This is a genomic window from Paenibacillus sp. FSL R7-0297 (assembly GCF_038009025.1).
GTDB lineage: Bacteria > Bacillota > Bacilli > Paenibacillales > Paenibacillaceae > Paenibacillus_AQ.
The window spans coordinates 4,649,478-4,675,024 of the sequence record NZ_JBBPAQ010000001.1 but is presented as its reverse complement, the minus strand read 5'-3'; the positions used below and the strand labels follow the sequence as shown (position 1 = coordinate 4,675,024).

The following is a 25,547-nucleotide window of genomic DNA, read 5'->3' as shown; positions in this document are numbered from 1 at the left end:
CTGGCGCTTGCCCTCTTCAGACGGTTGCGGGTACTCCCCGCCGTTCTGCGTCTAAGACTGAGGCTCCTGTGAGCTTCAGGGTCAGCTCTTCCATGGTCATCAGAACCCGCGCTTGCGGATCAAGGATAGAGATGTCAACTGCCGTCAGCCCGTCACTCATCGTCCGCCACCGGGCGAGTACCTGAACATCCCGGGTCATCGGACCGAGCACCGTACATCTCAGCATCTTGCGGTATTCCACCTGGTCAGCCTGTACGGCCAGCTGCATCAGGCTAGCCAGCAGTTCTTCAACAGCTGAATAGTGAAGCAGCGCCCGGTTCTGCGCGGAGTCCAGAGTTTCCTTAAGGCGAACGCTGATTGCTGCCTGATGTGCGCCGGTCCGCAGCTCATGAATAGTCTCAATATGCTGAAAGGCGGTGGTATTAGGCTCAGGCCATGCAGCGGGCGCTCCCAGTTCAGCCATACGGAATGGCATTACTGCGGCTGCAGGTCTGTAAGGAGCTGCTGTGACTTTTCCCTGGGCACAAATAACATAATCGCCTTGCTCGTTGTCATAGCCTGTCTCACATTCAATGTGCGCACCAGCTTCATACAGGGAAGTCATAAGGCTGTCCGCCGCCACAGGCTGCGGCTGCACGCCCCAAATCACATCCTCAATCACATGGCAGGGCGACTCCAGTGACAGCTCTGCGGTGATACGGAACAGCTCGATAAAGGCTGTATTCGCCAGTCCGCTGTTCCTATCAGACGCCTGAAGGACCGTCTCGTACCGCTGCTTGCTGAAGCTGGACAGGTTGCGGTCCACCAGCGGATGCAGCTTGCGTCCTTCCCCGCCCTTTGCGGAAGCCGGCGATTCGGTCCGGGTAATCCAGTAACGCTCTCTTTCAAAAGCATAGGTCGGCAGCGGTATAATCCGCACTTCCTCGCCCGAATGCAGCTTCGGCCACTCAACCTCGGCCCCCTGCACCCATTCAGCTGCCACTTCTGCAGCATCTCCGGCCGTAAGCACTGTCCCTTTCGTCCGCTTGGATACCTTGCCGGAAAAGATGTCTTCCAGGTTCTCACCGGCCAGATAGCTGTCCAGCTTCGCCTGTAATTCCGCGATGCTGGTACATACAAAGGCCAGGCGGCAGGTCATTTCTTCCCGTCCGGTCTGTAAGGTGTATGCGGCATCCGCAAGCGCGGTATCCGGATTGCCTTCCAGGAATGAGCGCAGCTTCACGGCCATTTGCTTCAGGGAATAAGGTGTCTTGGCTGACAGCACGATGAACTGAGCGCCGCTGCTGTGTCCGTTACCGGAACCAGACTGTGCCGAAGGCACACCCGCCTGGACTTCAGCGGTGTATTCCTCAATAAGCACATAGGCATTGGTTCCGCCGGCCCCGAAGGAACTGACACCGGCCCGCCTTATGGCTGAGCCGTCCGGTCCGGCCACCGTCCAAGGTGCCTGCTCATGCTGTACTCGGAAATAAGAATTCGCAAAATCAATATTGGCATTGGTCTGCTCCGCATGGATGGAAGGGGCAAGCTGCCGGTGTTTCATCTGCAGAAGCACCTTCGTAATGGAGGCAATGCCTGCTGCCGCTTCCAGGTGGCCGATATTGGATTTGACCGAACCGATGGCACAGGACTGCTTGGGCGGATTCGCTTCAGCAAATACCTGATTGAGCGCATTAATCTCGATGGGATCTCCCAGCTTGGTCCCTGTGCCGTGCGCCTCGACATAAGAGAGGCTGCTAGCATCCACTCCCGCCTGCTTCAGCGCCTTGGAGATCAGGCTGACCTGGGCATTCGGATTCGGAACGGTATACCCGCTGACCTTGCCGCCATGGTTGATTCCGGTCGCCTTAATCACGCCGTAGATATGATCTTTATCCTTAATCGCTTCGCTCAGAGGCTTTAAGAGAACGGCCCCCACCCCTTCGCCGGGGACAAAGCCGTCAGCGGCATCGCCGAAGCTGTGGCATTTCCCCGTCGGAGACAGCATCTTGGTCTGGCACATCAGCACATATTTATAAGGATGCAGATATAAGTTCACTCCGCCCGCTACCGCGAGGCGGCATTCTTTGTTCTTCAGGCTCTCGCACGCCGCATGAATGGCCGCAAGTGACGACGAGCAGGCGGTGTCTATCGCCAGGCTGGGACCGCTGAAGTTGAACATATAGGAAATCCGGTTGGCGATGGACCAGGGTGACACGTTCGGCATGGCCGAAAGATTGCCCCGTTCCCATTCCTCCGGTCCCCACAGCTGGTACGAATAGGTGGTCGCTCCGGCAAAAACGCCGATATTCGCGCCGTTCTCCTCCCCGTCCCGCTGCAGCTTCTTCTTGGTGTAGCCCGCATCCTCCAGAGCCGACCAGACCGTCTCGGCAAACATCCGTTCCTGCGGGTCCATGATCACTGCTTCCCGCGGCGCAATATTAAAGAATGCCGGATCGAACTTGTCCACATCATCGAGGAACCCGCCCCACTTGCTGTACATCTTGCCTTCCTGCACCTTCTCGAAGCTTCCGCCCAGATATTTCTTGTAATCCCAGCGGTCTGCGGGGATCTCGCGGATACAATCCCTTCCGCCAGCGATATTGTCCCAGAATTCGTAAATATCTCCGGCCAGCGGATATTTCCCGCTTAGACCGATAATTGCGATCTCTTCGCCCTTCCCGGCCGCCGCATGGGCCGTACCCCTTTGCCCGCCTTGTCCCGCGAAGGAGGTCAGTTCTTTCCATAACGGCGGCTGGGCGGCAGAGATTACCGGCTGGCCTGCCAAATCAGCGGTTGAAGAAGTAATAGTCTGCTCCATGGGCTCCCGGCTTGCCCCGTGAACGCGGAACAGCTTGTTCAAAGCACCGGTGTAGCGGCTGACCATATGTGCAGCGAGGCTCTTAAGGGTCTGGTATTCAAACAGCAGGGTCTTGGAAATCTCGCCGAGATCCTCTTCCAGCTTGCCGTTGAAATAGCCGACCATCACCGATTCAATGCCGTATTCTTCAAATTCGGCGGTAATATCAATCTCTTCCGGCTGAAGCTTAAGCAGTCCGCTGAACAGCTCCGTCAGGTAGTGCAGCGTCCGGTCCAGCAATTCAGTGTCAGACAGGCTGCTGTCTTCAAGCTGATCCGGGTGAATCTCCGCTTCCGCCGGATCAACGCGGTTAATCCGCTCCAGCAGCCTGCTTACGCGCTCCAGCTGACCGTATCCGACAATCAGCGGATTGATATTGCCCTGCTGGAGCAAGAATTCAAAAGCTGCGATGCCATGCTGCACAGGGAGCGGCGTCAGGCCGGTCTGCAGCTCCAGCATCCTCCGCTGTTCCGTGGTCAGCTGCATGCCATCTGCTTCCCACAGCGGCCAGGCCACCGAGAAGGTGCGCCCGGACCGTGCGCCTGCTTCGGCCAGCCGTTCGCGGTAGAGCGCGAATTCATTCATGAAGCTGTTCGCATAGGCGTAATCCGCCTGCCCGGGATTGCCTGTCTCTCCGGTAATGGAGGAGAACAGCAGGATGAAATCCAGCTTCTCCTCCTGTGCAGCCTGATCCAGATTCAGTGTGCTGAGGATCTTGGAGGAGATGACCTGGTCAAAGTCTGCCTGTTCTTTGTTCAGAATAAAAGCATCCCGGTGAATCCCCGCACAGTGCAGAATGCCGTCAATCCGGCCGTATTTCTGCTTCGCATAGCCGACAAGCTCCCGTGCTCGCTGTTCGTCTGCGGCGTCCGATACGAGGTATTCGGCAGAACCCCCGTGCGCCCGGAGCGCCGCGAGCTTCGCCTCCTTCTCCCGGTCCAGCGGCGAACGGCCGGTCAGGACAAGCTGCGCCTGCGCCGTTTCGGCCAAATAAGCGGCGAACACGCGCCCCAGCCCGCCAAGCCCTCCTGTAATGATGTACACACCGTTTGCTCTGACGGTTACCGGAGTGCCGGGCTTTGCTTCACTTCCGGCTTGAACGAGCCGCTTAACGAACCGGCCCGCGCTGCTGTATTGAACCTCTTGCTCCCCAGGGTCCAGCAGCAGCTCTTGTTCCAGAATGGAATGAAGCTCCTCCTGCGGCAGCGAAGCTGCCAGGGAGACGGTCTTGAAGTTGTAGTTCGGGCTTTCCAGGTGCAGCGTCTTGATGAATCCGCCCATTGAGGCATCCAGCAGACTGCCTGCATCCCCTGTCTCCCTGAAGGCATACAGCAGCCGGATGCCGGCCGCAGCCTTACTCTCCATCAGCGCCTGGGTCAGGAACAGCAGCGGGTATACGCTGTGGTTTAGCTTGTCGCGCGGCTTCATTGCAGCCGAAGCTGCCAAATATATAATCTGCGTCAGGCTTACACGCCGCGCCTGCAGAGATTCAAGCAGCATATGAATATGCTGCTTGTCGTCAAAGCGCAAGCTGTAGAGATTGTCACCGAGCTGGGCATATTGCTCCCCGGCGGTGACGAAGATCAGCCTAGCGCCCGCTGCGAAGCTGCGCTTGAAGTGCGGCAGCTCCTGCATATCATCCAGGAACAGCACTACATCACCCGTCAGATTTCCGGCCGTCTCCTGCGGACTTAGGGTCCATGCGGGGGTGTAATACTGGACGGTTTCCCGTTCCTGTACCTCCTGTACCTGAAGACCGGTAAGACGAACGCCTTGCATTATCCAGACCACTGCCCCATCTCCGGTTAATACAGCCAGTGTGTATTCATCCCCGGCAATGCGCTCGGCACGAATCACGAATTGCTGCAACGGCTTGTGCCGGAATGACATTTGATGGATGGAATGCAGCACCACCGGATGCTGCGGCTGCTCCAGCGCAGCGAGGGCCAGCAGAGTGTGGCAAGCTGAATTCACGGCCTCTGCGGAGAAGGAGTCCGCTGCCGGAGCTTCTCCCAGATCAACAAAGGCCAGCAAGATGTTCTTGTCTTGCCGCAAGCCGGTGACATGCTTCAGTCCGGACTCCATGCCATAGAGTAAGCGGAGTGCCTGCCGGGCCTGCTTCAGGACCGGCTCCCCTTGTCCTGCTTCCGGGATATCTTTCTTTGCATAGACCGCATCTACGTTCTGATTAGCCTCTTCAACTGCCTCACATTGAAAGACGACTTGCTCCCCAATCCGGATCTCGCCCGCTGCGGTTCCCCTGTCCGGGAAGATGTGAATGTCCAGTGCCGGTGGAAGCTGCTGCCGGTCCATCAGACCCGACCAGGCCATGTTCTCCAGCAGCAGCCCTTCCTGCTTATAACCGGCCAGCTCCAGTGCTTCCCGCGCAAACGCCAGCAGCCCGAAACCGTTCATATATTCTTGTCCCTGCCAGGTGTAGGGTTCATAGCAGCTGCTGATCACCGCAGACCGGGAAGAGAAACGGTAGCCGTCAATGGTGGACAGATTATGCTCGACCAGCTCTCCCATACCGGCAGCCTCCGGGACCAGAGCCGGGATGCGGATTTCCCGCCGCTTCACCTCGCTGACCCAATAACGGTTCCGGGCAAAGGGGTAGGTCGGCAGCGGAACTCTTGTGCAGCTGTCCGCTTCGTACAGCTTCCGCCAGTCGACATCCAGTCCCAGGGACCAGAGCTGGGCTATTTTACCGGTATTGCCGCCGTCCAGCAGCAGGTCTACATAAGAGATTCCCGCCTGACCTGCGTTGAACAGCTCGATATAATCCTTGAAGCCTTTGACATTGCCACGGTATACCTTGCCGCCCGGCAATCGGCCCTGATTGAATTCATCCAGTAGCGCTTTAAGCTCGGAGACCGAACCGGCAATGATCGCCAGCCTCTCTGCAAAAGACTCCCGTCCCACCTGCAGCGTATAGGCAATGTCCTTAAGACTGGCCGCTTCCGCTTCAGGCAACTCCAGATACTGTGCCAGCTTCAGCGCGTAAGCCTTCAGCCGGTCCTCTGCTCTGGCAGATAAGACAATGATGTGCGGCTCTCCGCTGCCTTTGCTGTCTTGACTGCTGCTCTGCGGGGCCGGGATATATTCTTCCAGAATAATATGCGCGTTGGCTCCGCCTGCCCCAAAGGAGCTGACCCCTGCCCGGCGCGGATATTCCTTCTGACCCCCGCCTTTCGGCAGCGATACACGATCCCACGGACCCGCCTGCCGCTGCACATAAAAAGGCGTTTCCTCAAAGTTAATGTGGCCGTTCAGCTCCTCGGAATGAAGCGAGGGAACAAGCACACCGTACTTCATTTGCAGCAGCACCTTGGTGATTGCCGCGATGCCGGCCGCAGATTCGCAGTGTCCGATATTGGACTTCACTGAGCCGAGGGCACAAAACTGCTTGTCGCCTGTCCCCTCCTTGAAGGCCTTGACCAGTCCGCTGACTTCAATCGGATCACCGAGCGAGGTTCCTGTACCATGGGCTTCAATATAATTGACCGTACGCGGATGAATCCCAGCAGCCTGCAAGGTCTCCTGGATCAACGCACCCTGCATGGACGGATTCGGCACGGTATAGCCTGTGGTTTTGCCGCCATGGTTGATGGAGCTGGCTTTGATTACGGCATAGATATGATCGCCATCCTGTACTGCCCGGTCCACCGTTTTCAGTAGAACAGCGCCAACGCCTTCCCCGGGAACATATCCGTCTCCGCCTTCACCGAAGCTTCTGCACCGCCCATCACTGGCCGCGAACTTCTGCTGGCTTAGGAATATGTATTTATCGGGATGAATGGAGACATTCACGCCCCCTGCGATGGCAAAATCGCTCTCGCCCCGGCGGATACTGTCACAGGCAAGATGGATCGAAGTGAGCGACGAGGAACACATCGTATCCAGTGCGATACTCGGTCCATTCAGGTTGAGATGATAGGACACCCGGTTGGCAATCGACGCATAGACGGAGGATAGGGCGATTTTATTGCCGTCAATCTCAGCATCCAGAAGCTGATACTGGCCATACATCACACCGGCAAAAACACCGACCTTGCGGCTGCCCAGCGTACCCGGTGTATATCCGGCATCCTCAATGGCGCTGTAGGCGCACTCCAGGAACAGCCGCTCCTGCGGGTCCATAATTTCCGCTTCCCGGGGCGATATATTGAAGAACAAAGCGTCAAAGCGGTCTACATCGTCAAGGAAGCCGCCCCATTTGCAGTACATTTTGCCGAGCTGGTTCTTATCCGTAGTGTAATATTCGTCAATGCTCCAGCGGTCTGCGGGAATCTCGGTAATGCAGTCCTGCGCCTGAAGAAGATTATTCCAGAAGGCCTGCAGATCCGGGGACATCGGGAATTTCCCGCTGACGCCGACGATCGCAATATCCTCATTCGCCCGGCTGCGGTCCCGGTGCCTGGCAGCCTGCACGGCGTTTGCGGAAGGCTGAATCCGCTTAGGCGGAATAGGCGTTTTGCCAGAGAGCTGCAGGCGCGCATCCGGGCGAAGGGCCTGCGGCGCAGCAGCCTTTTTGGGGGTCGGAGGATCAATCAGTCCGGCGAGTGCCTCACTGTGCTGTTCAGTGAAATATTCGCTTAATTCCCGCAGCGTCTGGTATTCGAACAACAGCGTTTTGGACAGCTCGCCGAAGCTGGCCTCCAGCTCCTCGTTAATGCTCATCGCCATAATGGAATCAAAGCCGATTTTCTCAAACGAATCATCCAGGCCCAGGGCATGCGGCGGAATTTTGGTGACTTTGATGAAAATACTCTTCAAATATTGCTCCGCGCCTTGCTTCAGCGCCTCCGTATCTATAGATATAGTGGGTGATGCTTCAGGCAATAATACTGCTCCGCCACCGGCAACCGCCGTGTCAGCCCTTGGCTTGTCCCTCTGCTGCGGATAATTGATTGCCTCTACCGCTTGCTCTATCCGTGCAGCGTCGCCATAGAGTACTAAGGCATTCTCCACCATTTGACGGCTGAGCTTATCGAACGCATCCACTCCCTCGGCTGTAGGCAGGACCGATATCCCTAGGTTCCTCCGCATAATGTCCAGGCTGTCCGCTGTCGTCATCATCCCGCCCTCCTGCCACAGCGGCCAGTTGACGGAGAGGATGTTTACACCGGCAGCGGCTCTTTTCTCATTGGCAAAATGGTCCATGAAGCTGTTGGCATAAGCATAATCGCATTGCCCCACATTGCCGGTCACGGCGGAGATGGAGGAGAACAGCAGCATGAACTCCAGCGGCTCTTGCCCAAACGCCTCATACAGGTTCTGCGTACCGGCAACCTTCGCGGCCAGCACCCGTTCAAACTCTTCCCGCTCCTTATGCAGGATGAAGGAATCGCTGGTCATTCCGGCACAGTGCAGGATGCCATCAAGCCGGGGGAAGCTGGCTTGGACTTCGGAGAGCAGCGCCAGGGTATCGGCTGGACTTGCCACGTCGGCACGGACATACCTCACCTGATTGCCGTTTCTGTGCAGCGCCTGCAGCTTCTCTTCCAGCGCACGATTCAGCGGCGTTCTTCCGGTTAGAATAAGGCTGGCCGAACAGGTATCCGCCAAATGGCGGGCTAGCGTGTAGCCGAGCGCACCCAGTCCGCCTGTGATGAGGTAGACCGGATGAGCTGCGGGACTTTGCTGCCGTACAGGGACGTGATCTGCCGGAGCAGTATACCGTTCAAGAACCGGCACATACCGCCGGGAACCCCGGTAATGGATTTCCCGGTGGCCGTTCAGCATGGAGCCCAGCTCCAGCAGCAGCTGCTCCAGCAGCTGCGGGTCAAAAGCTTCGCGGCCAAGATCGGTGGATACCGTCTTGTACAGCAGGCCGGGATTCTCGATCATGACGCTTTTCACAAAACCGTCCAGTGCAGCATGCACCGCATGATTCTCTGCATGTTTATATTGGAACAGGATATTAACCTTTGCGCGTTTTTTGAAGGAGAGCAGGGCTTTGGTCAGCGCAAACATTGAATATACACCGCTCTCCATGGCAGCATCCGTCTCTCCATCGGCCACTTCCTCCTGGGACAGGAGATGAAGAATGCTGCCGGGAAAACGTCCCTGCTGCTCCAGGCCGGACAGCAGCCGTGTATAATCCTCCTGACTCTGCAAAGGAGGCCTGTCCTGCCCAGTTTCCGCGCCGGTGCCGGCTTCATCCGCCGTGACAAACGTAAGCGACTGGAACAAGGAGGCAAACTGGCCGCGCAGCTTGGGCTCAAGACCCCTATCGGCTGCCAGAACGAGCACATGTCCGAGAGAATCCCCTTTAAGGTCTGTAAGCGGCTGTTCCGTCAAAGTCTTGGTGAAGGTTAGGCACACTTGCTTATCCGAGCGCTTAAGCGCCGCAATCTGCCGGAGGCCTTCCTCCTTGGAGATGGCTCCGCTGGCGATCCTTTCAATAATTGATCTCACTTAGATTCCCCCCAGCATTCTCTCAACTTCGTCTACCCCGGCTTCTCCGTTCAGCAGCTTGGTAAGCATCTCATCCAGCAGCGCAGTCCCCGCCAAAGCCGCCGAATCTGCTTCCGCCGCCCTCGTGTTCTGCGCCGAAGACGTCAAATCTCTTCCTGAAAGACAGGAGAAACGCACCGCCGGCTGGCCTGAGCTGTCGAGCAGCAGCAAATCGAACTGCATATCCTGCTCCTTCGCATAAGCGGCAGGCGCAACCAGACAATAGCTCACAGGTGTCAACGGTCTGTAGACCTCTACAGTCTGTAAGGCAAACGGAACAAAGGTTCCATACTGCCGCTGGCCGCTGAGCACCGAATACAATGCTGTCTGCATCGCTCCGTCAGCAAATCCGGGATGCAGGATATATTCCTGAAGTGGCATTTGCGTGTGTACCGGCAGTGTCAGCATGGACAAGGTGCCGTGATCCCCGGTATATACCGCTTCAATGGTCCGCAGATTCGGGCCGTATTTCATTCCGTGAGCCGAGAACAGCTCATAACAGTCTTCGCGGTAACGGGTGTGGCTGGCTGTTTGGAGGATGTGCGGAATATCCACAGCATTCACATCCGCGGCTTCGGCTTCACCGTCCGTATAATTCACCGTACAGGTGCAGTACAGTACTCTTTGACCGTTCCCGTTCAGGGAATAGATACTGGCTCCTATCCCGTCTTCCTGGGCAACCAGCGCCACAAAGATGTCCTGGACATCCTTGTCTGCCGGCAGCTCCAGCGTTCTGCGCCATTTCACATCGGTCACCGACTGCACCTTCCACTCCCGGCTGGAGAGCGCCCCTGCCCGCCAGGCCATTTCGAGATAGACCACTCCCGGCAGCACCATCCGGCCTTGGACCACATGATCGCGCAGGTAGGCATCGGCTGCGCTTAAGCTTTTTTTGTAGCATTGCTCCTCAAATACCGATTCATTGGAATCGATGACCGCCGCCAGCGCTAAGGGTTTGCTGCTGAATACTGCTGCAGCGGCTTCCGCCGAGTTATACCAGTAGCGTGTCCGGTCGAACGGATAAGTTGGTAAGGAGATTCTGCCCGGCTTGCTCTGCGCATACAGCAGCTGCCAGTTGAAGCTCACCCCGCTAACCCACAATCTGCAGAGCTGGCTCAGCTTGCCGGACTGCACCAGGGACAGCAGGAAGGCTTCCCCTTCCTCACTTTCCGAGAAAACGTCGCGGATCTCGCTGCCGGCGCTGATATTTCCCGCATAGACCTCGGAGACTTTGCGGCTGCCGGCCAGAAACTGGCTCAGCTTCTCCCTCAGCTCCTGCGTACCGGATACCACGATCGCCAGTCTTTCTTCCATGGGCTCCCGGCCAACCTGAAGTGTATAGATCAGCTCTTCCAGGCGGAAATCATAGACGGCCGTACGGTTCGCATCTATTGCGCTTTCCACATCTTCCGTTGATTCTGCCGTTCCCGCTCCAAGTCCGTGTCTGGCCGTAATGGCTGCAGAACCCAGCTGCTCCAGCAGATGACCGGCAATGCCTTCAATCGTGGCGCTGCCCGTCAGGAGGCCCATAGGCAGCCGGACCGGATAAGCTTCATAAAGAGCGTCCGCAGCAGCCATCAGCTCTTCTTTGGACAGGCCGTATTCCTCAATGGCCTCCTGGGCGCTGATGTATGCAGGCAGGAGGGCCGATTGCAGGAAGCAGGCGGTGATGTCGGCGATCACATATTTTCTAAGTGCAGTGCTGCTGATCTCTTCCGGCACATTTCCCTGCCACACCGTGTGCAGATCAATGTAATCAAGGACATGCTTGGCATAAGCGTTCAGCCGGTCCTTGTTTTTGGCGGATAAAATAAAGATGTACGGCCCACAGCTGCAGTCACTGTTCGGTGCGGACAAGACACTTTCCGGCTTCCCCATGTATTCCTCCAGGATGACATGCACGTTCGTGCCGCCTGCGCCGAATGAGCTTACCGCCGCGTAACGCGGGCATTCCCTGGACACGCCCCCCTCTTCAATAATGGCAGGTTTCCACTCTTCCAGGCGGCGCTGAACATAGAAAGGGGTCTCCGCAAAGTTAATATTCGGATTCAGCACCTCGGAATGGAGCGAGGGTACAAGCTGCCTATGCTTCATTTGCAGCAGCACTTTAATGATGGAGACCACCCCGGCCGCCGATTCCAGATGACCGACATTGCTTTTGACCGAGCCGATTGCGCAGTACTGGTTATCTGCCGTCCGGGTTCTGAAGGCTTTGGTCAAGCCGCTGATCTCTATCGGATCACCGAGCGCGGTTCCCGTTCCATGTGCCTCCATATAGCTGATATGCCGTGGATGGACGCCCGATTTGCGCAGCGCCTCCGCGATAATATTCGACTGCGCATTCGGATTGGGAACGGTGTAGCCGTTCGTCTTGCCGCCATGGTTAATCGAGGTTCCCCGGATCACCCCATAGATGTTGTCTCCGTCCTCCATTGCTTTGGCGAGCGGCTTCAGCAGCAGTGCACCCACCCCTTCGCCGGGCACATACCCGTCTCCGCCGCTGCCGAAGGCGCGGCATTTGCCTTCACTCGAGGCGAACCGCTGATTGCAGAGGAACAGATACTTATCTGGGTGAATGGTGACATTCACTCCCCCCGCGATCGCAATCTCGCTGTCTCCCCGGTAAATGCTCTCACAGGCGAGATGCAGCGCGGTAAGCGACGAGGAACACATCGTATCCAGCGCAATGCTGGGCCCGCTCCAATTAAAGAAATAGGACACCCGGTTGGCGATGGAGGCATACGACGAGCTGAGTGTCAGGGTATTTCCTTTGGCGGTCTCCTCCGCTCCGTACAATTGATAGTGACCGTACATGACACCGACGAACACACCTGTCTTACTGTTCCACAGGGATTGCCGGGTATAGCCGCCATCCTCAATGGCGCTGTGTGCACTCTCCAGGAAAAGGCGTTCCTGCGGGTCTAGCTGCTCCGCATCCCTTGGCGTCAGCTGAAAAAACAGCGGATCAAAGCAGTTATATTCGTCGATAAAACCGCCCCATTTGCTGTACACTTTGCCTTTCTTGCCTTTCTCCGGATCGTAGAATCGGCTGTGATCCCACCGCTGCGGCGGAATCTCGGAAATGCAGTCCACACCGTTCTTCAGATTATTCCAGAATTCATCCAGATTGCGGGCACCCGGAAAAACGCCGCTGATGCCAATGATCGCAATCCCCTCGTCCTTTGCCGGATGAGCCTGCTCCACTGCCTGGTCCCGGCTCTTGCCGGGCGTTACGAAGGATCTATATTTCTTCGAAGGTTCATCACTCTTCTTCTGAACCGGTGCAAGGTCTGCCGCCGGTACGGCGGGCTTAACCGCCTGGTGATTCTCGCGGGTCTGCCGGTACCCGGCCTGCCCTTCCAGCAGCTCCCGCTGATTCTGTACAAAATACCCGGCAAGCTCAGCCAAGTTACCGTATTCGAACATCAGCGTCTTCGGAAGATTCGGAAAATCCTTGTCCAGCAGCGAGTTGATCTCCATAATCGCCACCGAATCCACCCCGTACTCCTCCAGGCTCTGCCCCGCATTGATCCGGTCTGTGTCCAGACCGATGACCTGCGAGAGCAGCCCCTTCAAATACTGGACAGTATAGTCATGAAGCCCCTGGCCTCCCTGTGCCTCTGCATTTGATCCGGTTGCCCGCTTGGTGTCTGCTGGCACTGTGGGCTGGCTTTTCAGCTGCCGGATCAGCGTATAGCCCTGCTCGGGGTCTATCTCTCCCCGCTTGATCTGCTCCAGAATTCTGCCCATTTCCAGGTTTGCGTCACTCATCGTAGGCCCCCCATCCACTGTTCCACTTCCGCTTCGCTCATCTCTCCGGCCTGCAGCCGGGTCAGCAGGTCAACAATGGCCTCCTTGTCCTCTAGCGGAACTTCTTGCACCGGTGTGTTTTTTTCCAGCTTGAACGCATGATCAATCTTGGGCTTGTTCCCCGCAGCAACTATGATATTGCCGCAGCCCGCCTGGCAGATGGCTTCAAAAGCCCGGATGCCCGTATCTTCATCCATCATGCTCATGCCCAGGTAGCTGGAATAGAATGCCGACTCGCTATCGGGAATTTCAAATCCCCCGTCCTTCCACAGCGGCCAATTGACCGAAATCGTCTGGCCCTTGCGCTTCCCTTGTGACACTGATTCATTTCTGAGCTGTGCATAACGGTCCATGAAGCTGTTGGCCATGGCATAATAACCGACGCCCAGATCACCCAGCTCCACCGAAATGGAGGAAAAGAGGATCAGAAAACCGAGATCAAAATCCGTACTGAACAGGTCCAGGTGGATCAAGCCTTGTACCTTGGAATTCATGATCTCCCGGCCTGCCGCGCGGTCCGCTTCCGTTACGGGTACTGATCCGCCTTGGCCTGCACAGTGGATGATACCGTCAAGCACGCCGAACCCGCTTTTGATGATGCCCATGATCTTCTTCACATCCCCGGCGCTTGCGATATCGCCCTGAAGATAACGGCCCTCTCCTCCAAGCCGCTCCAGCTCCTCCATGAAGACATCCGTCCGCTCACTTGCCGGCTGTCTGCCGGTGCAAATAACGGTGGCCTGGTAAGTGCGGGCAAGATATCTGGCAAAAATCATACCCAGCGCGCCTGTACCGCCCGGAATCAGATACACACCGTTTTCTTTAAAAACAACGGTGCTTGACACGGCTGCCTTCCTGCCGCCAAGCTCCAGCGGCTTAATCTTGCGCACCTGCCGCTGTTCTCCGGTATAGCGGATATCCGTATGACCTATGTTCTCTGAAGAGAACAGCTCCTGATAAAGTCTTTCCTGAAAGCCCACACCGCTGATTGTATGGTCATCCGCCGATACGCTGGCAATCTGGAACTTATGGTGCAGCGTTACAATCGACTTCGCGAAGCTGGTAAGCAGTTCATGAGGAGCCGAGAAGGCTCCCTGGTCTGTCCGATAGATGAACAGCAGCTTCAGGGGCTGCTGTCCGTACACCTGAACGAAGGCTTTAAACAGTGAGACGACGGAAAATACGCCGTTCTCCAGCATCTCTGTCAGCACAGGCTGGATCATGTCATCACTTAGCGCAGTCAGCGGCAGCGGCGCTGCCGTTCCTGCCCACTGATGCAAGACATGGGTGGCGTCAAAGCCGCTCTCCCGCAGCTCCTGCAGCAGTCTCACATAATCCGCTTCCCTCAGCGGGTTAATCGCCATATGATTTCCCTGACGTGCCCGGTATTCCGTATGCGGTGTAATCCAGACGCAGCCGTCTGCTCCGCTTGGCATCATGTGCAGCGGCGGATGAGCGGCATCCTTATCACCGTTGCCCCCGCCGCCTGCCGGTTCGCCAAAGATCAGAACATTCCGCCGCTCTGCACCCATTACCGGGACAAGCGCTTCATTCTCATAGACCGGAGTATAGTAGAATATCTCCTCCTCCGGGCGACGGCCTTCCGGCTTACCGGCAAACGGCCGGACGATGAAATCCTCGATTCTGACCACTTCATGGCCGTCCAGGTCGAGAATGGCAATATCAAAAATGTTCAGTCCCTGGTTGTTCTCTCCCGGCTGCTCCTTCACCCGGGTGTACACATAGCAGTCGGCAGGAATTGGTGCGAATATCCCGATGTTCCCCATCGAGAATGGAATGTGCGTGGCTCTGCCTGCTTCATCCCTGCCTGCGGCCACCGAGCGTACCGCCCCGTCGAATAACGCGGGGTGAAGTACAAATTCAGGCAATGCGGCTCTGTAGGCCTCGTTCAGGGACAAGCGGGCCAGCGTCTCTTCCTTCCCGCTCAGCACCTCTTCTGTCACCTGGAAGGAAGGACCGTAATCGAACCCAATTCCTTTGAATACATGCTGGTAGCATTCGTATTTATCCTTGCGGCCCGGGCAGCGGCCCTTGATTCCATCCAGGTCCAGGCTCCGGCTTCTCCGGGATGCAGGCACCTCAGCGAATTCCAGAACGCCTCTGGAATGCACAACCTTGCCGCTCCGGGCATTACTGAAGATTTCATAATGCACGGCCTCCCCTTCAGGCTCCAGAACGATATCCAGGTCCATGGAATCCTCTGTCATCACCACCGGCTTCAGCCAGACAATGTCCCGGACCGCGCTGACTGTGGCTTCGGCTGCAATTTCACCTGCAGCTCTGGCCATCTCAATGTAAGCGACCCCGGGCAGCAGCATCTGCTCCGCAACGATATGATCCCGCAGGTAGAACTGCTCGACAGAGAGCCGCTTGCGGAACCGCTGCTCGCGCAGTGTGGAGATATTGACATCCACCAGCGGATGTAGCGGGTGCAGAGAGAGCAGCCCTTCAGGCATTAGACCGTTCTCCGCTTGTCCGTTCGCTGCAGTTACAGCTATTCCTGTGCTGATGCTGCCCGTGTTCTCCAGCCAATATCGTTCTCTGGCAAAAGGATACAGCGGCAGAGAAACCTTCTGCGGCTTATAGCCTGCAAAGAGCAGACTCCAGTCAATCGGCGTGCCGAGGACCCATAGCTTCGCAATTCGTTCCAGCTGATTCTTGCGGGCCAGCGCGGCGATATAAGCAATGTCCTCGGGGTCATTCCCGAGAATGGCGGCTCCGTTCGTTAGCGCCGCAGCCGAATTGCCTTGGTGTACCCCTTCGTGGACAACACCGTCCGCAATAGCTTGCAGGGCTGACTTCAGTTCATCCAGTGTCGAGGCGGCAAAAGCCAGCCGTTCCTCCATTTCCTCCCGGCCCGTGCTCAGCGTGTAGGCGATATTTGCCAGTGTGTATTCTCCCGTAAGCGGTGCTTCCAGGAAACTGTGCAGCTCATGAATCTTCTCCATGAGTCGTTCCCGGTTCTTGGCGGACAATACGATCAGCTTGCTTCCGGTAATTTCTGCAGCGGCCTGCGCCGGTAGGTATTCTTCGGCAATCAGGTGCACGTTGGCTCCGCCTGCCCCGAAGGAGCTGATGCCGGCTCTGCGCAACTCTCCGCTGCCCGGAGCTTGCTCCCAGCGGTCCAGGCTGCGCTGCACATAGAACGGTGTATCCTCGAAATGGATACCGCTGTTCAGTTCCTCCGTATGAATCGACGGTGCCAGCATCCGGTGCTTCATCTGCAGCATGACCTTGGCTACTGAGGCAATCCCTGCAGCAGATTCTAGATGTCCGATATTCGATTTGACCGAGCTGATCGAGCAGAACTGCTTCTCGTCCGTGTACTGGCCGAACGCCTTGGACAGTCCGGCAATTTCAATCGGGTCGCCCAGTGAGGTCCCGGTGCCATGCGCTTCGAGACTGGTAATTGTTCTGGGATGTACGCCCGACTTGCGGAGGGCCTCAGTAATAGCCGCAGCCTGGGCACCCGGATTCGGCACGGTGTAGCCGCTGGTTTTACCGCCGGAATTCACTGCCGTACCCTTGATGACTCCGTAGATATGATCTCCGTCTTCTATGGCCTTGCTGAGCGGCTTGAGCAGAACTGCGCCCACACCTTCACTGGCCACATAACCGTCTCCGCCTTCGCCGAAGGCCCGGCATTTGCCTTCACTGGAGGCGAAGCGCTGGCTGCACAGGAACACGTATTTGTTGCGGTGGATCGTCACATTGACGCCTCCGGCAAGCGCAGCCTCGCTCTCACCGCTGCGGATACTCTCGCAGGCCAGATGAATCGCGGTCAGCGAGGAGGAGCACATGGTATCAACCGCCATGCTCGGCCCCTGGAAGTTGAACAAGTACGACACCCTGTTGGCGATGGACGCGAAGGACGAGTTAGGCGCTACCAGATTGCCTGAGGCGTAGCTTTCCGTCCCGATAAGCTGATAATGGCCATACATGACGCCGACAAAAACACCGACCTTGGAGCGGGCGAGCTTCTCACGGGTGTATCCGGCATCCTCAACGGTGTGGTAGGTGCATTCCAGAAACAACCGTTCCTGCGGGTCCGTCAACTGGGCATCCCGCGGTGTCATCTGGAAGAATAACGGATCGAATTTGTCCACATCGTCGATAAAACCGCCGTATTTGGTGTAAATTTTGCCCTTCTTGCCCTTCTCCGCATCGTAGTCACGCATGTAATCCCAGCGGTCAGCGGGAATTTCGGTTATGCAGTCCCGCCCTTCCCTCAAGTTATCCCACAGCTCGGAAATATTGCCCGCCATCGGGAATCTGCCATCCATGCCGATGACCGCGATATCCATACCGCCGTTGTTCACCGCGTTTCTTACCGGCGGTGCAGCTTCCCCTGCCTTCGGCAGGAAGCGTCCGCCCTGCGCTGCGGCACCAGTGCGGCCGACAGAATTGCTGCTGTGCATTTGCACTGCTGCACTTGCCGCAGCCTGCGGATCTACTGACAATTTCACCGCCTCCGGGTTCCGCGGCTGCTCAAGCTTCAATAGGGAAGCAAGCTGTGCTCCGTAATGCCCGGTGAAGTAACCGGCAAGCGATTCTACCGTGTTATATTCGTAAAATAATGTGGTCGGCAGTCCGCTGAAATCGCGCTGGAGCGACTCATTCAGCTCCAGAATCATGATCGAATCCAAACCAAAGGCATCCAGCGGTGAAGCCTGGCCGATCCGGTCCCTGGAGATGCCCAGAGTCTTGGCAAGCAGGCTGACAAGATAAGCCTGCGTCCGTACCAGCAGTTCCCCGCTGTCAACGCTGCTGCTTGCTGACTGCGCCGCTGTCGCCGCCTGACCAGCTTGACCAGCTCCGCTTATACCGAGCACCCGGGCGATTTTGTGCGGATCGCCGTAGCCGACGAAGGCCTGCACGGCATCCTCTTTTAGCACAGCCTCCAGAATATCCAGGCCTGTTCTGCTGTCCAGCAGGTGCATGCCATAATAATCGGCCAGCACCTGCTGCTGGGCTGCGGCAACCTGATATCTTCCATCCTGCCAGAGCGGCCAGTTGATGGATACGGTCTTGCCCTGCCGCTGATGCTGTGCGGCAAGACGGTCACGATAGACGGCAAACCGGTCCATGAAGCTATTGGCAGCCGCATAGCTGCCCGCTCCCATATCCCCGATCTGTGCAGAGGTGGACGAGAACAGGATGAACAAATCCAGCGCTTCCTCCTTGCTGGCCAGATCCAGATTCAGGGTCCCGTTGACTTTGGGGCCGAGAATGCGGGCAAAGCCTGCTTTGCTGCTCTCCGCTGCCTTCACCGTCTCGCCGATTCCGGCACAATGAAGGATGCCGTTAATCCCGCCGAAGCGAGCTTTGGCTTGTCCGATTAACCGGACTGTACCGCCCATGTCGGCAATATCGGCCTGAAGGTAGACCGCTTCTGCGCCAAGACCCGCCAAATGCTCCAGCTTCGCCTGAATTTCCACATCCACCTGCTGCCTTCCGGCCAGCACCAGCCTGGCTTGAACCGTAGCGGCCAGTTCAGCCGCCACCAGCATGCCGAGTGCTCCGGTGCCGCCGGTAATAATATAGACACCGCCTCTGATGAACCTGGATTCCCCGGCCTGGTGAAGCATGGGCTGCGGAAGGAGCTTCCGCAGATAACGTGCTCCGCCGTCGTATCTGATCTCTGTCCCGCTGGCAAGCTGCGGCGGCAGTAATTCTTGAACCAACCGCTCTGCAGCTTCTGCTGGTGCCGCTGCATTTAGCTGAACAAGACTCAGTTGGAACAACGGATGATCGGCAGAGATCGAATGGGCTAATCCGGCAGCCATTTCATTCAGCGGCGTCAGCACATGTTCTGCACTGTCATAGGCATATAAGCATCTGATTCTGGACTTCGGCTTCGATGCTGACACCGCCTGCAAGAGATGCAGCAGGGAATACAGCCCTTGATCCATTTGCACCTCCAGAAATTCCGCCAGCCCTTCTTGCAGACTTCCCGTATCTTCCAGCGCAGCCCCAACCCCTGCACCGGCATCGGCATTCACATTCCAGCCATGCACAATATGCTGTAGCTCCACGCCCTGAGTGTTCAAAGCTTCCAGTAACCGGAGGTAATCCGCTGCCTGTCCCGGGTTGATCACATACTCTGTGCTGCTCAGCCGGGCATATCCGGCCCCGGCCTGAACCTGAATACAGCGGTCTGGCGCCAAGCCTTGCTGCGTAGCCTGCCCCCGGATAGAACCGGCCAAAGCCGCTGAGCCGAACACCACAATTGAGGACAACGCAGCGGATTCCTGCGGCAGACCAGCTTCTACCCATTCCGGAGCATACAGCGATAAACCGGCAGCTTGCCCGGGTGCGGCTCCTTTGGCTGTGGCGTACTGCTTAATCGAGAATCCAAACAGCCGCACAACCTCCCGGCCTTCAATATCTGTAATCCGGATATCATACTTCCGCGTTCCCTCATCATCCGTGCCGGTTGCCCCCTCTGCGGTCTTCGCATAGGCGTAGCAGTGCCGGGGAACCTCACCGACCAGCTCCATACGGTCCAGGGCGAACGGCACCCGGAGTGTCAAGTCCTCATCGCTGCGGTTGCCTGCCCAGGAGAGCGACCGCACCGCACCGTCAATGATCGACGGATGCAGCACATAGTCCGCGTAATCCGCTTCTAGATGCTCCGGCAGAGAAATTTCGGACAAGCCCTCCTGTATAGAGCCATAAGCAGTCTTCGTCACCCGGAAGGAGGGGCCATAATCGAAGCCGACGCCCTTGAAGATATGGTCATAACACTGTGCATGATCGAAGGTGGATGTACTTCTCTCCTTGATCATCGCAATCTCCAGCGTTTGGGCGGAAGCCGGTGTCTCCTGCAAAATAATCCCCGAGGAGTGCAGAACGCGCTGATCCCCGGCTTCACTGAACACCCGGTACTCCAGCTCTCCTGATTCAACAAGCCGGAAAGAGGTGTAAATTTCCTTCCGGTCTACCTCCAGCTCCACGGCCTTAATCCACCGGACATCCTTCAGCCCCGTTACCGGGGTGATTCCCGCCAAAGCGGCAGCAGCTCGTACCATCTCCAGATAGGCTACACCAGGCAGCAGAACCTTCCCGCCAACCACGTGATCCTTCACAAAAAACTGGTCCAGCCGCAGCACTGTTCGGAATTTCTCCTCTTCCATAGTGGAGACATTGCTGTCAACCATCGGATGGAGTACGGCGGCAGCCGCTTCTGCGGAAGACAGCTTGGGAGCGATACGGCGTGTATTTTTACGGACCCAGCAGATTTCTCTGGCAAAAGGATACACCGGCAGCGGAATGCGTCTGCCCTTCCGGTTTACATACAGGCTGCTCCAGTCCACCGCCTCTCCGGAGGTCCATTGTTTCGGCAGCTCCGAAAGCTCCAGGGCTGTAACCGGCTGCGCCGATAAGCGGTCTCCGGCTTTGGCGGACAGCGATGGTGAAGCCGCAGGCTGTGCGGGTACCCGACCGTAGCACACTGCATAGGCTTGTTCCGGCCCGGCGAGGCAGCTGCGCAGAATGTTCACCAGCTCCTCCTTGCCGGTGGCGGCAAAAGCCATCCGCTCCGCCATTTCTTCTCTTCCTGTCTGCAGCGTGAAGGCGATGTTATGCAGCGTAAGCTCTTCCTTATCGCCGTGAAGCGTCAGGTAGCTGAGCAGCTGCTGCACTTTTTGCTGAAGCTGGGGCTTGGTCTTAGCGGACAGGATGATCACGTTGCCCTGCCCCGACTGTTCCGACTTCCCGGATTGCCCGAAACCGGAACCAAGACCAGAAGAATCCGTGGCGGCTGCAGGTATATAATCCTCCAATACCACATGGGCGTTCACTCCGCCGAAGCCGAAGGAGCTGACCCCTGCCCGTCTCGGCACACCTTCAAGCGCTGTCCATTCCTGCGTCTTCTCTACGATATAAAAAGGCGAATGCTCAAGCTCGATATACGGATTCAGCTGGTTAAAGTGAACGTTGCCCGGCAAGGTCTTATGCTTCATCGCCAGCACAACCTTCAGGATTCCGGCAATGCCTGCGGCGGCTTCCAAATGGCCGATATTGGTCTTGACCGCGCCCAGTCCGCAATACTGCTCCCGGCTCACCGGGATTCCGTGTCTGTGATACAGCTCCTTAAAAGCACTTTTCAGCGCATTGATCTCCACCGGGTCACCCAGGCTGGTACCGGTGCCATGCGCTTCGATATAACCGATGGTATCCGGGGAAATGCCGGCTTTATCATAGGCTTCCACCAGCACCTCAGCCTGCGCCTTCGGATTCGGCACCGTCAGCGAGCTGACCTTGCCGCCATGATTGATCGCCGTTCCTTTGATAACCGCATATATATAATCCCCGTCTGCTTCGGCCTGGCTTAACGGCTTGAGAAGAACAGCTCCTGTACCTTCTCCGCGCACATAACCGTTAGCGCTTTGATCGAAGGTTTTGCAGCGTCCGTCCGGTGACAGCATGCCTGCCCGGCTGAAAGAGATGTGCAGGGTTGGGGCGGCAATCACGTTCACACCGCCGGCAATCGCCTGTTCGCAGTCGCCGTTCTGAATACTCTCCACCGCCCGGTGCACGGCCACCAGAGAGCTGGAGCAGGCCGTATCAATCGGCTCGCTTGGGCCGCGGAAATTGAGCAGATAAGAAATCCGGTTAGCGAGTACGCAGTGAGAGCTGCCTGTGGAAGAATAAGCTTCAATCTCGATGTCGTTGTCCTGCAGTAGAGTGCTGTAATCATTCGTAGAGACCCCGACGAACAGCCCCACCTTCTTGCCTGACAGCGCCGAAGCTTTATATCCGGCATCCTCAAGGGTGGACCACACGGTTTCCAGGAATATCCGCTGCTGCGGGTCCATCAGATCGGCTTCACGCGGGTTAATACCGAAGAAGCCCGGGTCAAACTTGTCGATGTCCTTCATGAAGCCGCCCCAGCCGGAGATCGGCTTGTCCGGGCCGCGGCCCTTCAGCCGGTTCAGTTCCTGAATATCCCAGCGGTCGCCGGGAATCTCCGAGATCAGATCCTTCTGCTGCCGCAGCTGGTCCCAGAATGTCTCCAGATCCCTCGACTCAGGCATAGCTCCACTGATCCCGATAATGGCAACCGGCTCGCGTTTGACGGCTCCGGCTGACTCCGGCTGAGGCAGCTTCCACCCTTGTCTGGTCTTCGTACCGGAGGTCCCCGCCTTAACCGGCCCATAATCAACAGTAGTTGCAGCTGCCTGCACGGCTCCATGGCTGAAATATCCAACTAATTCGTCCGCATAGCTCTCCGCCAGATGGGCAGATAATGCACGGACCGTCGGATATTCAAAAAAGACCGCCGGTGTCATCCGCACCTGAAACGCATCATTGACCGCATTTGCGGCATCAGTGAACGTAATGGAACTCATACCGTATTCGCCCAAATCCTGATCGGGATGGATCACAGCTTCATCCAGCTTCATCAAGCGACTGATGACTCCGGTGATGGCTTGCTGAGTCTGCTCCAGTAATTCGGCCGCCAGATTCGCCCGGTGACCGGCTCCTTCTCCGGTTATAGCTGCACCGGAAGCCGCTGAATCAAGACCCAGAATCCCGCTGATTTTCTTGCGGTTTGCCTGAAGCGGCAATATTTGTGGTACAATCCCGTTCAGGATTGCCTCGAAATAGCCCAGTCCTGCCGCAGTCTCCAGCGGCTTCAGACCCACGGTATTCCGGAAGAACAAGAGAGTCTGTTCCTCCACCTGCATTCCCCCGGCTTTCCAGAGCGGCCAGTTAATGGAGATAGACTTTCCGTATCTGTGCCCCGATCGCACCAAGGTATGTCGGGCCAGCATATATTCGTCCATAAAAGCATTAGCATAAGCGTAATCGCTCTGCCCGGTATTTCCCGTTACCGCGGCTATTGAGGAGAATGCTGCTATGAAATCCAGCTTATCCCCCTGCGTTGCCTGGTCGAGATATATCAGCCCCTGGACTTTGGCCCCAAGCACTTCGCCGGCCTGCTCCGCGTCCTTCACCTGGATAAGTGCATCGCGGGTGACTCCCGCCGCATGAATGATGCCATTCAGGCTGCCGAACCGGCTCCTTGCTTCGGCAACAGCCGCTGCTGCTGCCTGTTCCTGTGAAATATCCGCCTGCACGTACAGCACTTCTGCCCCGAGCTTCTGTAAACGGATGATTTGCTGTTCCTGTCCTTGCTGAAGTGGGGATCTGCCGATCAGCACAAGCTTGGCCTGAACCTGCCCGGCAAGATGCTCCGCCACAATCAGCCCCAGCTTGCCCAGTCCGCCTGTTATGAGGTAAACGCCCTGTGGCCTGAGGATATCCCGCGCGGCTTCCTTCTCGGGCAGAGCGATCTCCTTGAGTGTATGAACATACCTTCTGCCCTGCTGGTACAGCACTTCATCATCAGCCGAGCGAACCTCGGCGGCAATCATCCGGTACAGCTCCTCCGTGCTGTCCTGTCCGGTGAACAGCGTGCTGAAATGCAGCTTGGAATGCTCCAGCCTGAGCGTTTTGTTGAAGCCTCTCAGTGCTCCAAGCTCCGGTGGTACAGCCTCTTTCTCCCCGCCCTTGCATAACTGGATCACCCGGGTATGCCGGTTTTCCTGGCCAGCCATCAGCGCCTGCGCCAGATACAGCTGGTGCAGATATGCCCCCGCAGCAGCGGCCCCGTTTGAAGCAGCAGCAACCTCAGGTTGTTCATACACGATGGTCTCCAGCGTACAGCCTCTGCTCTTCAATTCACGAATCAAGCGGGCATAATCGGCCGGCTGCTCCGGGTTAATCCGGTAATGCGCTTCTCCGTCCTGATGATACTCAGCACCGGCTTCTACAATAGTTAACTGCCCTGAATCAGCATGATTATTAGCCTTGGCAAATTCCTTGAATAGCTCGGACTGCCCGGTGAATAAGAGCACATCGCCTTGAATAGAATTCTGCTGCGGAAGGGACGTACCGCTCTCCTTCCACTCATAGGCAAAGCTCATCTCCTCTGTACTCTGCTGTCTTCCCTGATGGAAGACCTTCAGTACAAAGCGGGTGAACTTCAGCAGGACCCGGCCCTGCCCGTCGGCCAGCACGACGTCGAACTCCTGGTCACCGCCGGTATTGGCGGACTCCCGCTTTTTCACATAGGATACACAGCTCGCCGGCAGGGTCCCGAAGATTTCCAGCTTGTCAAAAGAATACGGCAGAGCCACCGCACCCTCCAGTTCTTCCTGAGAGCTGACCAGCCCGATGACCGCTTCCAGCACTCCGTCAACCACGGTGGGATGCAGCGTAAATTCCTTGAAGCCTTCGCGTAAATGTGCAGGCAGTTCGATGAAAGCTAACGCTTCTGTCTCCCCCGCAAACATTTCGGTTATCGACTGAAAGGACGGGCCGAGCAGCAGCTGATGTTTTCTGAACTTGTCATAGATTTGGGTTCCGCTGATGCGCGTCTTCCCTTGGCTTAACGCGGTAATATCCAGGGTGTCCAGCAGATTACCAGACGGTTCTTCCGCTGTATAACTGATACTGCCCTGGCTATGAACGACCGTATTTCCTTCGGACAGGCTTGTAATCTCGTAATCTAGTTCAGCTTCCGCTTCTCCCGGATATAGGCGCACCTGCACAGTCTTAGCGGCTTCGCCGTCCTCCAGTTGAATCGGGTAAGCCCAGACAACACCCGTTATCCTGCGGACCGTTGTACCCGGCAGTGAAGCAGCCGCAGCGGACAAAGCCATCTCCAGCTGGACCACACCAGGAAGCAGCTTATGTCCGGATACGATATGATCGTTCAGGTAGAACTCTGTGCCCGTCAGCTTTTTCGCAAAACACTGTTCATGCACCGTAGAATGGTTGCTATCCAATACCGGGCCTATCGCTTGTACCGCAGCGCCTCCTATTGCAGCTAAAGGCGCTGCTGTGTTCAGCTCCAGCCAATACTGGTGTTTCTGAAACGGATAAGTAGGCAGCGGTGTTTTGTTATATTGGCGATCGCTGTACAAGACGTTCCAGTTGCAAATGCAGCCTTCCATATACAGTCCTGCGGCCTCATCCAGCGCTTGCAGGGAGACTGGAGTCCCACTTGTCCCGTCAGCTATTCTTTTCCCCACTATCCCGTCCAGCCTGCGCTGATCCTCACGCCCGTTCTGGTTTCGCCGCAGCACACGGGAGGCGCTGCCCGTATCCGCAGCAAGCGCCTCATGGGTGCGCAGCAGCTCCGTTTCCAGCTCCTGCAGATCGCCGGCAATCACGGCCGCCCGCTCGGGAAAGTGGCTTCTGCCGACGGATAACGTGTAGGCGATATTTCCGACATCCGTGCTGGCATCCGCCTCTTCCTTGATCCACTCTTGTAGATCCGCAAGTCTCCGAATCAGGCCCTCCCGGGTCTTGGCTGAAAAGAGAAACAGATAAAAAGGGCGTTCGCCGTTATGTATGCCATTATTGCTCATCTGTTTAGCCTCCACTTCTCTTCCTAATGAATGTA

Annotated in this window: 3 protein-coding genes; all 3 read right to left on the bottom strand. The window is 56.9% G+C overall.

Going from position 1 to position 25,547, the window contains the following annotated elements; all coding sequences use genetic code 11:
- Positions 1–16: 16 nt before the first annotated feature.
- The 3 genes from MKZ24_RS20475 to MKZ24_RS20465 are packed head-to-tail and all read right to left on the bottom strand — an operon-like array spanning position 17 to position 25,512.
- Positions 17–9,259, bottom strand: a complete 9,243-nt coding sequence (locus tag MKZ24_RS20475) for an SDR family NAD(P)-dependent oxidoreductase (protein ID WP_340785899.1) — start codon at positions 9,257–9,259, stop codon at positions 17–19.
- Positions 9,260–13,069 carry a beta-ketoacyl synthase N-terminal-like domain-containing protein gene (locus tag MKZ24_RS20470; RefSeq protein WP_340785897.1) on the bottom strand — a complete coding sequence of 1,270 codons (3,810 nt, stop codon included), beginning with the start codon at positions 13,067–13,069 and terminating at the stop codon, positions 9,260–9,262.
- A complete protein-coding gene (locus MKZ24_RS20465) occupies positions 13,066–25,512 on the bottom strand; it encodes an SDR family NAD(P)-dependent oxidoreductase (protein WP_340785895.1) in 12,447 nt (4,148 codons plus the stop codon). Before MKZ24_RS20465 ends, MKZ24_RS20470 begins: the two co-directional genes overlap by 4 nt.
- Positions 25,513–25,547: the final 35 nt, after the last annotated feature.